Source organism: Thermomonospora catenispora, assembly GCF_006363815.1.
Lineage (GTDB): Bacteria > Actinomycetota > Actinomycetes > Streptosporangiales > Streptosporangiaceae > Thermomonospora > Thermomonospora catenispora.
This window is the reverse complement of the sequence record NZ_RRYT01000025.1, coordinates 62,758-76,427: the sequence shown is the minus strand read 5'-3', so window position 1 is coordinate 76,427 and position 13,670 is coordinate 62,758. Positions and strand designations below refer to the sequence as shown.

Sequence of the window (13,670 nt, the reverse complement as noted above, 5' to 3'; positions counted from 1 at the left end):
GTCGAGCGGAAGGCCCAGCAGCGCGGCCGCCGCCTCGCCCGCGGCGGGGTGCGCGGCCACCAGCTCCCCGGCCGGACCGCCGTCCGTCCCCGCCCCCGGCGGCGCGGCCTCCGGGGCCGGGGAGGCCGACCAGGGCGGAACCCACGAGTCCAGCTCCGCCGCGGTGGCCGGGAACGTCCGCCCCGCCTCCCTGACCAGGACCGGGACCATCTCCGCGGCGTGATCCCGCAGCGTGGTGATCAGCTTCGGCAGCCACGGCAGCAGGACGTCGTCGGGGAGACGGGCGAACGTCTTCGAGAGCACCTCCACCACCAGCGGCGTCAGCGTCGGGACGGGCTCCAGGGCCTGGACGAGGCCGCTCAGGTAGAGCGGGAACGACGGCACCACCAGCGGGTTGTCCAGCAGCTCGTCGCACCGCCGCCGCAGCTGCTGCAGCGGCAGCAGGCCCAGCTGCGTCTGCGCCGCCCACAGCAGGGCGACCTTGGCGGGGTTCTCCGGGTGCGACTGCTGGAGGGCCAGCTCCAGCTGGGTGCGGTCGCAGCCGAGGGACAGCGCCAGGCCCTCCATCCCGAGCAGGAACCCGAGCATCGCCGCGACCTGGCGCGCTCCGGTGTCGTCGTCGGTGAACGCGGTCGGCAGCAGCGTGCAGTAGTGGGCGTACCCGGTGGTGACGAACGTCTGCAGCCACTCCGGCAGCTCGGGTTCGGTCGCCTGGTAGTGGGTGAGCAGCCGCCGCGCGCGGCGCAGCACCTCGGGTGCGTCGTCCACCGTGCGTTCGGCGACCAGCAGCTCGATCGCGCGGGCTCCCAGTTCGTCGGCGAAACGCCTGCTCCGCAGGTAGAGGAGGGAGTCCTCCACGGCGGCGAGGGCGGCGGCTGTCGCCTTCGGTGCGTGCACCGCCCTGCGGAGCCGTTGCTCGAGCACCTGCTCGACGGTGACGCCCTCATAGCCCAGCTCGATGATCGACTGCATGTGCCGGCCGATCGCCAGGTCCCAGCTCTCCTGGATGGGGCGTTCGCCCAGGCGGCGCGAGCCCATGATGGGCTGGACGACGTCGCGGTCCAGCAGACGGTGCAGGATCCACAGCAGGTCCGAGCACGGCCGCAGATGCGGGTCGGCGTCCAGATCGAGCAACGCCCGCTGCTTGGTGCGTTTCTCCAGATCCAGGCCGAGCGGCGCGAGCCGGTCGAGCACGTCGCGGGCCAGCGGCGGCAGCGCGGCGTAGCCGACCGAGCCCACCCGATCTCCGCCGAGCAGGATCTCGCACAGCCGCGCGATGTCCCGGCGGCCCGGCACGGCGTCCTTCTCGATGCAGGTGACCGCCGCGTCCTGGAAATCGTAGGGAGTCGGCCGTCGCCGTCCGCGGATCCCGGCCAGCAGGATCGAGGTCTCATACACCGCGATGGCGTCGGCGGTGCTGGAGGCATAGCCGTTCTTGCGCGCCAGCCGGACGATGTCGACGCACCAGTCGAGCAGCTCCTGCTCCTCCAGGCCGTCCGGTGCGGGCGCGGTGGTCAGAAAGCCCGAGAGCCGGTCGGTCACGGGAGCGGGCGGCGCGGTCGGCTTCGCCGCCTCGGCGGGCTTCTTCGCCGTCCGCGCGTCGTTCAGCCGGAACGGCGCAAGACCGTTGCGGCGCAGCGCCCTGGTCCAGGTCGCGGCGGCGATCGACACCGAGCCGGGGGCGAGCCCGAACTGCGCCTCGATCGCCGAGTGGCTGGAGGGGATGAGCCCGTACTGCCAGCTCGTGGCCGTGCGCGGCGGGATCTCGAACGAGCCGTCCCGGCCGTGCAGCCCGAACTCCTCGACCCGGCTGGCCGCGTGGAAGGCGCCGCACACGTACAGGCAGTCGGCGGGATCGGCGCCGGAGGACGCCAGGTGCCGGCGGATCCGCGTCCACATGTAACGTTCGCGGTCCTCGTCCACGGCGGTGCGGGCCGCGTCCTCCGGGCGCAGCCGCCGGAACAGGCTGCCGATCAGCACCATGACCTGCCGGTAAGTGTCGTAGTCGGCGTCGATCAGGGGCTGTTCGACGTACTGGTCCCACCACTCCGACCAGTGCCGCACCTTGCCGTGGTGGAGGAGGTGCTCCTCCAGTTCGGCGAAGCGGGGGCGCAGGTCGCCGATCTCGATGCCGACCGCGTCGCCGTGCAGCGCCTTCTCCTCCTCCTCGGTCCTGCGCGCCTCGCCGGCGCCGCACGGCCCCCACTGGAAGACGTGGTCGGCCGAGCGGTCCACCGGCACCAGCTCCACGCCGGGAGTGGTGAGCGCGTAGGCGATCGCCTGGTATTCGGCGGACGCCTCGGTGATGGGCGCGACCACGCTGAGCGGGGCCCACTCCGCCGGGAAACCGTCGACGTCGGTGGCGAACGCCTGCAGCGCGACCGGCAGCCTGCAGTGGCGCAGCTCCTCCAGCAGCGGCCGCAGGTCCTCGCACAGTTCCAGATAGACGACCTTGGGCCGTTTCTCGCGCAGTCTGCGGGCCATCGCCGTCGCCGAGGACGGCGAGTGATGGCACACCGGGAAGATCTCCAGCGGTTCGCGCAGCGCCCGGTCGACGTCTTCGACCATTCCGCTGAGGATCTGCGCCACCGGGTCGGAGCCGAACCGCTTCGCCGCATCGAGCAGCTGCTCGTGCAGCGCGCCGAACGGCCCCGTCGTCACGTCCAAGCCGGCCACCGGTCTCGTCACGGCATCACCTGTCACGTCGTGTGCGGCCTCGGCCTGCGGCGCATCCGCCGCGCCGGTCGTCGGGTCGGTCTCCTCATCGGTCGTCGGGCGGCTCATGCGAGCTTCGCCAGCGTCTCGCGGCCGCCCTCCAGGAAGCCCTGCCACGGGCCCGCCTCCTTCTTGCTGCGCGGTTCGACGACGCCGTGCCAGAACTTGTTGAGGATGGCCAGGTCCTCCGGGGCGCGGCGGGCCAGCGTCCCCACCAGCGAGGACGCGAGCGTCTCGGGACGCAGCTCCCGGTCGCCGAAGAACCGGCTGTGCAGAATCGCGTCCTCCAGCACGCCGATCTGCTCGGCGGTCGACAGCGACGACTCCAGCCTCTCCTCGTCGCTGCGGGCGGACGCGGCGGCGGCGCGCAGGTCGGCGAAGCTCTGCAGCAGCACCTCCAGCAGGGACGGCGCGATCTCCAGCTCGATCCGGTGCCGCTTCAGCAGCTCGGCGGTCCGGAACCGGACGATCTCCGCCTCGGCCTTCTTGCTGGTCACCACGGGGATGCGGACGAAGTTGAAGCGCCGCTTGAGCGCCGCGGACAGGTCGTTGACGCCCCGGTCGCGGCTGTTGGCCGTGGCGATGACGGAGAAGCCGGGCCGGGCGAACACGGTGTTGTCGCCGCTCAGCTCGGGGATGGAGATGTACTTCTCCGACAGGATCGAGATCAGCGCGTCCTGCACGTCGCTGGTGGCGCGGGTCAGCTCCTCGAACCGGCCGATCGCGCCCTGCTCCATCGCGGTCATGATCGGGGAGGGGATCAGCGACTCCCGGGACTGCCCCTTGGCGATCACCATGGAGATGTTCCAGGAGTACTTGATGTGATCCTCGGTGGTGCCGGCGGTGCCCTGCACGACCAGCGTCGAGTTCCGGCAGATCGCCGCCGCCAGCAGCTCGGCCAGCCAGGACTTGCCGGTGCCGGGGTCGCCGATCAGCAGCAGCCCGCGGTCGGAGGCGAGGGTGACGATGGCGCGCTCGACGAAGGCGCGGTCGCCGAACCACTTCTGCGGGATCTCCCGGTCGAGGCCGTCGGCGCGTTCGGACCCCAGGATGAACGTGCGCACCATCCGCGGGCTGAGCCGCCACGAGAACGGCTTGGGCGCGTCGTCGATCGACTCCAGGTAGTCCAGCTCGTCGGCGTACTTGATCTCGGCCGGCGGGCGCAGCATCTCGTCGGTCATGGGGGCTCCTGCGGGTGATGTGGGTGATGGTCGGGGCGGGGTCTAGGCGAGGAAGCTCTTCAGCTCGGCCACGAGCCTGTCGATGCGGCCGGACAGCACCGGGGTGCCCAGCTCCTTGAGCTTCTGCCGGTACCAGGGGTCGACGCTGGCATGGCCGGCGCTGTCGACCGAGCCGACCGGGATGAACTTCACCCCCGACTCGTGCAGGGCGGCGAAGTCGTCCAGCAGGCCGCGGTCGTCGTAGAAGTCGGAGATCCACACCAGCGCCGTGTTGCGCGGATCGGTGATCTTCGGGCGGGCCATCTGCATCGCGACCGGCCCGTAGGTGCCGCCGCCGAGCCTGGTGCGCAGCAGCACCTCGAACGGGTCGCTCACCCAGGGCGTCAGGTCGACCGCACGGGTGTCGTAGGCGATCAGGTGCACGTCGACCTTGGGCAGCCCGGCGAAGATGGAGGCCAGGATGGTGCAGTTGACCATCGCGTCCACCATGGACCCGGACTGGTCCACCACCACGATCATCCGCGCCGGGGCGGTGCGGCGGGCGGTGCGCTTGAAGAACAGCCGGTCGACGTAGAGCCGCTCCTCCTGCGGGTCGTAGTTGATGAGGTTCTTCCAGACCGTCCGGTCGAGGTCGAGGTTGCGGAACACCCGCTTGGGCGGCACGTCGCGGTCGATCGCGCCGACGGCGGCCTTCTCCACCCGGGTCCTGAGGACCTCGGCGACCTCGTTCACGAACCGTCTGATCAGCGCCTTGGCGTTGGCGAGGGCCGTTCCGGAGAGGTTGTGCTTGTCGCGCAGCAGCTGCTCGACCAGCGACATGCTGGGGGTGAGCCGGGCCGCCAGCGCCGGGTCGGCGAGCACCTCGCGCAGCCGCATCCGCCGGACGAGGTCGGCCTCCAGGCCGGCCAGCACCGTCTGCAGGTCGGCGTCGGTGACCGTGAAGCCCTGGCCGGCGCCGCGCCCGCGTCCCCGCCCGCCGCCGTCCGCGCCCTCGTCCCGGCCGGGGCCCGCGTCCGCGCCCGCGGCGCCGTTCCCCTGGCCGGCGCCGCCGCCCGCGCATGCGCCGAGCGCGCGGCGCAGCCACCCGGCGTCGCGCTGCCAGGCCGACAGCCGCTGGGCCGACACCGCGCCGGAACCGGTGCAGAACGCGTTGAGCAGCAGCTTCGTCACCAGCGCCGTGCGCCGCACCCGGTCGCCGTCGTCACCGCCGGCCATCGGGTCGGCGAACTCCGGCTCCAGCTCGGGGAACCGCTGCACGACGGTGTCGACCGAGACGCGCGGGTCGAGCAGCGCCTCCGGCAGCCCGCGCTCGCGGACCACGGCCAGGCTCGCCGCCTCCAGGGCGGGCTGCTCCTCGGCGTCGAACACCTTCCCCAGCAGCCGCCACAGCAGCACCTGCCGCCGGACGTCGTCGCGATCGCTCATTTCCGCAGCAGCCTCCCCGCGCGTTCGGACAGCACGGCCACGGCGTCGCCGGAGCGGTCCAGGGCCTTGGCGACCTTCGGGTCGGTGGGGCCCAGCGCCCAGTCGCCGTTGTGCGCCCGGACCGGCCGCTTCTTCACGACGGCCTCCACGGCCAGCGGCTGCAGCGTCCACCGCCCGGCGTCCCAGCGGAGCAGGCCGATGCACGCCGTCGACGCCTTAACCAGCTGCGGGGTGAGCGGACCGCTCGTCGGCAGCCGGTCCAGGTCGACGATCAGGCGCTCGCCGCCCAGGTCGAACGCGCCGTCGCGGTTCGCCGCATGGCCCTCGACCAGCACCGGCTCGGCGATGCGCACCGGGTGGCGGTCGAGCGGAGGGACGGCCGGGGCCTGGGCGTCGGGGAGCCGCACCCGGGCCGTCGCGAACGGGTCGGCGAGGTCGCCGGCCTCCGCGCGCTCCTCCTCCCACAGCAGGTCGCCGCCGGAGGTCAGGCGCATGTCGGTGATCGTGACGGCGCGGTGCTCGGCCAGCGCCGTCAGCAGCGTCGGATACGCCGACAGCAGCCTCCACACCAGAGGGCCGACGATCGTGTCGACCTTGGCGGCGGCGACGGCGGCGCGCACCAGCCGCGCCGGTCCCCCGTCGGCGGGCTCCAGCACCGCGTGCAGCTGCACCTGGACGGCGGTGCCGTGCTCGTGGACGTCGACCCCCAGCGGCAGGAGCCGCCCGGAGACGGCGGTCGCGCCGCCCGTCCAGCTCCCCGCCTGCGACAGCAGCATCGCCCGCGTCCACAGGTCGGCCCAGCGGCGCCGGGGGATCCGCTCCATCGTCGCGACCGGGCACGAGGCGCGCAGCTCGGCGGCCAGGCCGTCCAGCAGCACGGCGAGGCGGCGCAGCCGCGGCTCGGCCCACAGCGCCTCCAGCGCCTGGTCGGCGGTCGACACCAGCGGGTCGTCGACGCCCCGCCAGCCCGTGATGGCCAGCTCCTGCAGCCAGGACCGGGCGACGGTGAGGAGGGGGGCGGGCGCCGGCCCGTGCTCCGGGTCGGCGGGCGGCGCCTGCCGGTCCGCACGGGACCGGCCGAGCGCGTCGTCGAGCCGCTCCAGCAGGGCGTCGTGCACCGCGCCGAGCAGCGCGGCGCGGGCCGCGGCCACCGCCGACAGCTCGGCGGGGCCGATGGAGCCGGCGGCGATCTTGTCGGCGGCCTCCGCCGTCGCGGCGCCGAGCGGGGACCGGCTCACCGCGCCGGCCAGCGCGCGGAGGGCGTCGGTGTGCCGCGGGCCGAGCCGGGCCAGGCCGTCGGTCAGCGCCGCGTCGAACCCGGAGACCGCCTCCAGCGCCTCCGCGACGCCCGGCGGGGTCCGCCCGGTCAGCTCGGTGAGGTGCGCCGCCTGCATCAGCGGACCGCCCCCCACGCCGGGAACCAGTGCATCTCGGGGAGGGGCTCCGGGCTCGCCGGGACCTCCAGATAGGCCAGGTGGCGCAGGAACCGGCTGAACACCTCGGCGGCCGGGGCCTTCCGGTGGACGCCCTGGAGCCGCGAGCGCAGCTCGTCCCCCTCCTCGGCCTCGACCTTCAGGTGGCGCGCGACGCGCTCTGCGCCGTACTGCCTGACCGCCTCGTCGATCAGCGCGTTCAGGTGCTTGCAGCGACGGCCCCCACCGGCCGTGAGCCCGCCGCACGGCCGGTTGTTGTTGGTGCTGCAGCTGAAGTCGTGCGTCTCCGCCGCGATCGACGAGACGTACACCCGGGCGACGTCCGAGCCGCTCGACACCACCCCCTGCAGGCGTCCCTCCGCCAGCTCGACGAACGGGACCTTGGCCAGCTTGCGCGGTTGGACGGGCGGCGTCACGCGCACCGCGCTCCGCTCCTCCCACCCGGCCTCGCCGGAATCCATGATCCTCGACCTCCACTTCCGCGGATCACCGGACGGCGACGGTTGTATCGGGCCGCACCGACAAAACTCCGCGGTCCCGGATCGAGGGGACGGACCGCCGGCTCCCGCGGAGGCGCGGACGGCGGGGTCTCCTCGGGCGTGGAGTCCTTCGCGGGCGGGAACCGGTGCATGCGGGGCGTTCGCGGCCGGGCGGGCGTCGGCCGGCGGAGGACACGGGAGGACACGGGGGGACACGGGGGGACACGGGGGGACACGGCGCGCGGTGCGCCCGGCGGGTCGTCCGCCGCCGGTGCCGGGGACGCCTCGCCGGTCGGGCGTCGGGCGGCCTGCACGGGGCCTCGCGGCGACCGTCGCCGTGTCGGCGTCTCCGGTGCGCAAAGCGATGATCCGCCCATTGACTCTTGAGTCGGTCCAGAAGTTGGTTGTCCCGCTATCTTGACTGATTCCAGAAAATGAGCCAGTCTGTGGGGCGTGGCGACGACCTCGGACTTCCCGCGGATGCTGCGCGACGCCGCGCTGCGCGTGACCCGTCCCCGGGTGGCGGTGCTGAGCGCGGTGCACCGGCACCCGCACGCGGACACGGACTCGATCATCCGTGCCGTGCGCAGGGAGCTCCCGAAGGTCTCCCACCAGACCGTCTACGACTCGCTGCACGCGTTGACGGAGGCGGGTCTGATCCGGCGCATCCAGCCGCCCGGCCACGTGGCCCGCTACGAGTCGCGGGTCGGGGACAACCACCACCACCTCGTGTGCCGGTCGTGCGGGGCCATCGCGGACGTCGACTGCGCCGTCGGCGAGGCGCCCTGCCTGAACGCGTCCGACGACCGCGGCTTCGTGATCGACGAGGCCGAGGTCGTCTATCGGGGCCTGTGCCCCGCCTGCTCCACCGCCCGGAAACCCTGACCACTCTCACTCGGCCCCCTGGAAGGAAGTCCAGTGTCTGAGAACAACGAAGTCGTCACTCCGACCCCTGAAGAGGCCACGGAGAGCGGAACCGGCCGGTCGGCCACGGGTCCCCGCATCCCGCACCCCACCCAGGGCGACGCCAACCGCACCTGGTGGCCGAACCGGCTGAACCTGAAGATCCTGGCCAAGCACCACCCGGCGGCCAACCCGATGGGCGAGGACTTCGACTACGCCAAGGAGTTCGAGAGCCTCGACCTGGCCGCCGTGAAGCGCGACATCGCCGAGGTGCTCACCACCTCCCAGGACTGGTGGCCGGCCGACTTCGGCCACTACGGGCCGTTCATCATCCGGATGGCCTGGCACAGCGCCGGCACCTACCGCATCCACGACGGCCGCGGCGGCGGCGGGACCGGTCAGCAGCGCTTCGCGCCCCTCAACAGCTGGCCCGACAACGCCAACCTCGACAAGGCCCGGCGCCTGCTGTGGCCGGTCAAGAAGAAGTACGGCCGGAAGCTCTCCTGGGCCGACCTGATGATCCTGGCCGGCAACGTCGCCCTGGAGACCATGGGGTTGAAGACCTTCGGCTTCGGCGGCGGCCGGGAGGACGTCTGGGAGCCGGAGGACGACGTCTACTGGGGCCCGGAGGGCACCTGGCTGGGCGATGAGCGCTACAGCGGCGACCGGGAGCTGGAGAAGCCGCTGGCCGCCGTCCAGATGGGCCTGATCTACGTCAACCCCGAAGGGCCCAACGGCAACCCCGACCCGGTGGCGGCGGGCCGCGACATCCGCGAGACCTTCCGCCGCATGGGGATGACCGACGAGGAGACCGTGGCCCTGATCGCCGGCGGCCACACCTTCGGCAAGACGCACGGCGCCGGTCCGGCCGATCACGTCGGCCCCGAGCCGGAGGCCGCGCCCATCGAGGAGATGGGGCTGGGCTGGAAGAGCACCTACAAGAGCGGCAAGGGCCCGGACGCCATCACCAGCGGCCTGGAGGGCATCTGGACGCCCACCCCGACCAAGTGGGACAACTGGTTCTTCGAGAACCTGTTCCGCTACGAGTGGGAGCTGACCAAGAGCCCGGCGGGCGCCTACCAGTGGCGTCCCAAGGACGGCGCCGCCGCGGGCACCGTCCCCGACGCCCACGACCCGACCAAGTCGCACCAGCCGACGATGCTCACCACCGACCTGGCCCTGCGGTTCGACCCGATCTTCGAGCCGATCTCACGGCGCTTCTGGCAGAACCCCGACGAGTTCGCCGACGCCTTCGCCCGGGCCTGGTTCAAGCTGACCCACCGGGACATGGGCCCGATCACCCGCTACCTCGGCCCGGAGGTCCCCGACGAGGAGCTGATCTGGCAGGACCCCATCCCGAAGGTGGAGCACGAGCTCGTCGACGCCGAGGACATCGCCTCCCTCAAGCGGCAGATCCTCGACTCGGGCCTGACGGTCCGGCAGCTGGTGTACACCGCGTGGTCGGCGGCCTCGACGTTCCGCGGCAGCGACAAGCGCGGCGGCGCCAACGGCGGGCGCATCCGCCTGCAGCCGCAGGTCGACTGGGAGGTCAACGAGCCCGACCAGCTCGCCCAGGTGATCCGCACCCTGGAGGGCATCCAGGAGTCCTTCAACTCCGCCCAGACCGGCGGCAAGCGGATCTCCTTCGCCGACCTGGTGGTGCTCGGCGGCTGCGCGGCGGTCGAGAAGGCCGCCAAGGACGCGGGCTTCGACATCGAGGTGCCCTTCACCCCCGGCCGGGGGGACGCCCTGCAGGAGCAGACCGACGTCGACTCCTTCGCGGTGCTCGAGCCGAAGGCGGACGGGTTCCGCAACTACCTCGGCAAGGACCACGCCCTGCCGGCCGAGTACCTGCTCGTCGACAAGGCCAACCTGCTCACCCTGAGCGCGCCCGAGATGACGGTCCTGGTCGGCGGCCTGCGGGTGCTGGGCGCCAACTACAAGCAGTCCGAGCTCGGCGTCTTCACCGACACCCCCGGGAAGCTGACCAACGACTTCTTCGTGAACCTGCTCGACATGGGGGTGGAGTGGAAGCCGACCTCCGAGGAGGCCGAGACCTTCGAGGGCCGCGACACCGCCACCGGTGAGGTCAAGTGGACCGCCAGCCGGGTCGACCTGATCTTCGGGTCGAACTCCGAGCTGCGCGCGATCGCCGAGGTCTACGCGTGCGACGACGCCAAGGAGAAGTTCGTCCGCGACTTCGTCGCCGCGTGGGACAAGGTGATGAACCTCGACCGGTTCGACCTGCGCTGATCCTCGCCGATCCCGGCCGATCCGCGTCGATCCGGCCGTCCGGGCCGGCCCGTTCGGGGCCGGCCCGGACGTCTTCGCGCCCGCCGGCCGGCGCCGTTCGCAGAGGCGACGACCATCTCGCCGACCGTCCGGCGGTGCGCTCGCGCCCCGGAGACGCGGCGCCCGCGCCGGGACGGCGACGGACCGCGCGCGCCGGGCGGACCGGCGCGTCGACCGCGCCGTGCCCCGACGGCCTCCGGGCGCCGGACGGTCTCGAAGGACACCTCGCCGAGGGCGACGGTCACGGGTGCGGGAACTCCCCATGCCCGTCCCGGTCTGCAGCGGTCCGGGCCCGCGCGGCTCCCGGAAGCCGCGCCTCGTTCGGGCCGTGGCGGGCCGCCGGGTCGGCGTGACGGCCGTCGGACGCGTCCCTGCGGCGCCGCCCGGCGGCCGTCAGTGCAGGAACTTCAGCCCCGCCACGCCGCCGACGATCAGCGTCAGGCACAGCAGCCGGGCGGCGGTGACCGGTTCGTCGAGCGCGATCATGCCGTACAGGGCCGTGCCGGCGGCCCCGATCCCCACCCACACCGCGTACCCGGTGCCCACCGGGATGGTGCGCAGGGAGTAGGCCAGGCCGGCCATGCTCGAGACCAGCGCGACGGCGAACAGCACGCTGGGGCGCAGCCGGGTGAACCCGTGCGAGGAGGCCAGGGCCGCGGCCCAGACGGCCTCCAGGAAGCCCGAGATGATGAGGACGACCCACGCCACGGTGCGCGCCTCCGCGGAGAGACTGACAGATGGTCCGCGCCGTCGTGTCCTGCCGGGTACGACGCGCTCGTCCGGGGCCGAGTCCGCGGCGACGCCGCCGGACGGCCGAGTCCGAGGCTAGCACCCGCCCCGGAACCGGCGTCCCGTCCGGGCGGCGCGCCCCGGGCACGGCGGAGGCGGCGCCCGCCGCCGCGGCACGCCGATCCGGCGCGCCCGGCGTGCGCGCACCGATGCGGACCGGCCCTCCGGGCGTGCGGCGGGCGGGGAGCCGGACGGCCGCCGCACGGCCCGTGCGGCGGCGAGGGGATCGGGCCGGACGTCAGGGACGGGTGGCGGCGGCGACGAACATCGGCACGGCCACGAAGAGACGCCCGGCATGGGCCCGCTCGGTCTGCTCGGCGAGCCAGTCGTCGGCCTGGCGACGGGTGACGGCGCCGGCGGCGTGGGCGGTCTCGGCCAGCCCGGTGAGCAGGGGCAGCATCACGGCGTCGGTGAAGACGCCGGTGTGCACCTCGACGGCGACCCGGGCGAAGCCGGCGTCCGGCAGCAGCGTGCGGTGACGACGGGCGGCGCGCGGGTCGGTGACGGCGTCGGCGCGGGCGTGCACGATGACGCGGGTGAGCCGGGGATCGTCGGAGTCGATCACGAGGGCGTCCCAGTCGTGGCCGACGAGGACGATCCGCCCGCCCGGCGCCAGGACGCGCCGGGCCTCCCGGACCGCGCGCGCCGGGTCGAGGAGCTCGTGGTAGAGCCTCTCGGCGCGGTAGCCGTCGAGGGCGCCGTCGGGGAAGGGCAGGGCGCAGGCGTCGCCCACCCGGTAGTCGCCCCGGGGCCAGCGGCGCCGCGCAAGAGCGATCATCTCCTCGTCGAGGTCGATCCCGGTCGCCTGCACGCCGCGCTCGGCCAGCTCGGCGACGGCCCGTCCGGTGCCGCACCCCACATCGGCCACGCGACCCCCCGGCGGGACGGCGAGCAGCTCATAGGAGCGCGCGCGCAGTTCGGCGGCCCCTGAGGCGTCGTCGAAGGCATCGAGCATCGAGGCGAGGGCGGCGGGCGACCGCCCGGTGCGGGTGTGGTCGGTCATGCGCGTCATGCTGCGACTTCACGTCGACATGAGGTCAAGCGCCCGGCGGGGCCGGGACGCCGGGCGTCCGCGCGACCGTGGACCGTCTACGGGGCGGCCCCGCCTCGGGCGGTAGTGCTGACCCCACCGTCGAAAGACGTGGTCGCACCACTGATCGGGGCCCCCGAACGGGGTTGGCTTGAGGCATGCGGGGCAAGGAGGGGCCGCGGGCCGGGTCGACCGTGGGGGAAGCGATGGTGCAGGACGTCGTCTCGACAGGCCGGCGGTCCGTGCGGAGGGTCCCCGACCGGGCGCCCGACGCCGACCGCCCGGCCGCCCGGGCATGGCGCACGGCCGCCCGGGCGTGGGAGGGACGGCTGCGGGCCGTCGCGTGGGCGGTGATCGGGATCCTGCTCGTGGCGGGCGCGGGCGCAGTGATCTCCAACGGGGAGATGACCGCCACGGTGTCCGGGGCGGCCGAGGCGCTGGCCGGCGCGCATTGGGGCGTGGTGCCCGTGCTGGCCGTGCTCGTGGTCGTGCACTTCTGGTTCTCCGCCGTGGCCCTGTGCGGCGCCGCCGGCCGGCGCCTGCCCCTGCTGCACGCGACCATGGCCCAGTTCACCGGGGCGACGGCCAACCGGATCACCGGCGGCGGGATCGGCACCGTGGCGGTCAACGCGCGTTATCTGGCCGGCCAGGGGGTCCCGGCATCCCGCGCGCTGGCCGTGGCGGGCGTCCTGCAGGTCGGCGGCGCGCTCGCCGACCTCGTCCTGCTCCTCGCGCTGATCCCGCTCGCGCTGACCACCGGCGACGGCGTCCTGACGGCGCATCTGGCAGAGCGGCTGCACGGCGCGGTCCGCCCGCTGCTCCTCATCGCCGCCGTCGCCGCGGTCCCGGCCGGGATCGCGGCGTGGCTGCTGCGGGCGCGGCTGGCCGGGGCCGTCGCCGCCGGGATGCGCGTCCTGCGGCGTCCCCGCGACCTGGCGGTCATGCTGGTCGCCTCCGCCGCCACGACCTTGGTCATGGGGGCGGCGTTCGTGCTCAGCATGCTGGCGGTGCCCGGCGCCGTCACCTGGGGCCAGTGGGGCGCCCTGCTCGTCATCTACATGATCGGGGCCGCCGCCGGAGGCGTCGTTCCGGGACCGGGCGGCCTCGGCTCCACCGAGGCGGCGCTGGTGACGCTTCTCGTCGCCACCGGCGTGGAGGCCGGCGGGGCCCTGTCGGGCGTCCTCATCTTCCGCGCCGTCACCCACTGGGCGCCCGTCCCCGTCGGTCTCCTCGCGGTGACGACCCTCCGCCGCAGGAGGACCGTCCCTGCGCCCGCCGAGGCGGCGGAGCGGCCCGGCCGCGCCGAGCGGGAGACCACCGAGCGGGAGACCGCGGCGCTCGGCGTCTGACCGTCCTGAGGCGTCCGCGCGGCGGAGGCGCCCGGCGGCCGGGCCCGATCGCGCCCCGGGCGTCGACCGCGCGC

Annotated in this window: 10 protein-coding genes and 1 riboswitch; of the genes, 3 read left to right on the top strand and 7 right to left on the bottom strand. The window is 73.9% G+C overall.

Annotated features, from left to right (window positions below):
• From EIO00_RS18385 to EIO00_RS18365, 5 genes are all read right to left on the bottom strand, one after another.
• Positions 1 to 2,688: DUF5682 family protein (locus EIO00_RS18385; RefSeq protein ID WP_241661447.1), on the bottom strand; the 2,688-nt coding region annotated here is incomplete at its 3' end.
• Positions 2,689 to 2,780: 92 nt separating this feature from the next.
• Positions 2,781 to 3,896 carry an ATP-binding protein gene (locus tag EIO00_RS18380; RefSeq protein WP_140180613.1) on the bottom strand — a complete coding sequence of 372 codons (1,116 nt, stop codon included), beginning with the start codon at positions 3,894 to 3,896 and terminating at the stop codon, positions 2,781 to 2,783.
• A 42-nt stretch (positions 3,897 to 3,938) separates the two neighbouring features.
• A complete protein-coding gene (locus tag EIO00_RS18375) occupies positions 3,939 to 5,321 on the bottom strand; it encodes a VWA domain-containing protein (RefSeq protein ID WP_140180611.1) in 1,383 nt (460 codons plus the stop codon).
• Complete coding sequence (locus EIO00_RS18370; RefSeq protein WP_140180609.1) at positions 5,318 to 6,715, bottom strand: hypothetical protein; 1,398 nt, start codon at positions 6,713 to 6,715, stop codon at positions 5,318 to 5,320. The genes EIO00_RS18375 and EIO00_RS18370 overlap by 4 nt, the downstream gene beginning before the upstream one ends.
• The gene (locus EIO00_RS18365; RefSeq protein WP_175596269.1) at positions 6,715 to 7,215 is read right to left on the bottom strand and encodes a hypothetical protein; all 501 of its coding nucleotides are present in this window, start codon (positions 7,213 to 7,215) and stop codon (positions 6,715 to 6,717) included. The genes EIO00_RS18370 and EIO00_RS18365 overlap by 1 nt, the downstream gene beginning before the upstream one ends.
• Positions 7,216 to 7,713: 498 nt before the next feature.
• Between EIO00_RS18365 and EIO00_RS18360 the strand changes: the two genes are divergently transcribed.
• Positions 7,714 to 8,118 (top strand): Fur family transcriptional regulator, encoded by a 405-nt coding sequence (locus EIO00_RS18360; RefSeq protein WP_175596270.1) that lies wholly within the window; start codon positions 7,714 to 7,716, stop codon positions 8,116 to 8,118.
• A 117-nt stretch (positions 8,119 to 8,235) separates the two neighbouring features.
• The gene (katG, locus tag EIO00_RS18355) at positions 8,236 to 10,389 is read left to right on the top strand and encodes a catalase/peroxidase HPI (protein ID WP_241661449.1); all 2,154 of its coding nucleotides are present in this window, start codon (positions 8,236 to 8,238) and stop codon (positions 10,387 to 10,389) included.
• 432 nt (positions 10,390 to 10,821) lie between these two features.
• On the opposite strand, the gene EIO00_RS18350 is transcribed toward katG, so the two are convergent.
• Both EIO00_RS18350 and EIO00_RS18345 read right to left on the bottom strand, forming a co-directional pair.
• A complete protein-coding gene (locus tag EIO00_RS18350) occupies positions 10,822 to 11,136 on the bottom strand; it encodes a DMT family transporter (protein WP_140180603.1) in 315 nt (104 codons plus the stop codon).
• 33 nt (positions 11,137 to 11,169) lie between these two features.
• A riboswitch (guanidine-III (ykkC-III) riboswitch) is annotated at positions 11,170 to 11,231 on the bottom strand.
• Positions 11,232 to 11,455: 224 nt separating this feature from the next.
• Complete coding sequence (locus tag EIO00_RS18345) at positions 11,456 to 12,220, bottom strand: methyltransferase domain-containing protein (protein ID WP_140180601.1); 765 nt, start codon at positions 12,218 to 12,220, stop codon at positions 11,456 to 11,458.
• Positions 12,221 to 12,489: 269 nt separating this feature from the next.
• Here EIO00_RS18345 and EIO00_RS18340 point away from each other — a divergent pair, with 269 nt between their 5' ends.
• A complete protein-coding gene (locus EIO00_RS18340; protein ID WP_206664181.1) occupies positions 12,490 to 13,596 on the top strand; it encodes a lysylphosphatidylglycerol synthase transmembrane domain-containing protein in 1,107 nt (368 codons plus the stop codon).
• Positions 13,597 to 13,670: the final 74 nt, after the last annotated feature.

What these genes read in the sequence shown, in the direction of transcription:
- EIO00_RS18345 (WP_140180601.1), bottom strand. Translation starts at nt 12,220, where the DNA reads ATGACCGACCACACCCGCACCGGGCGGTCGCCCGCCGCCCTCGCCTCG.
- EIO00_RS18360 (WP_175596270.1), top strand. Translation starts at nt 7,714, where the DNA reads ATGCTGCGCGACGCCGCGCTGCGCGTGACCCGTCCCCGGGTGGCGGTG.
- EIO00_RS18380 (WP_140180613.1), bottom strand. Translation starts at nt 3,896, where the DNA reads ATGACCGACGAGATGCTGCGCCCGCCGGCCGAGATCAAGTACGCCGAC.
- EIO00_RS18370 (WP_140180609.1), bottom strand. Translation starts at nt 6,715, where the DNA reads ATGCAGGCGGCGCACCTCACCGAGCTGACCGGGCGGACCCCGCCGGGC.
- EIO00_RS18375 (WP_140180611.1), bottom strand. Translation starts at nt 5,321, where the DNA reads ATGAGCGATCGCGACGACGTCCGGCGGCAGGTGCTGCTGTGGCGGCTG.
- EIO00_RS18365 (WP_175596269.1), bottom strand. Translation starts at nt 7,215, where the DNA reads ATGGATTCCGGCGAGGCCGGGTGGGAGGAGCGGAGCGCGGTGCGCGTG.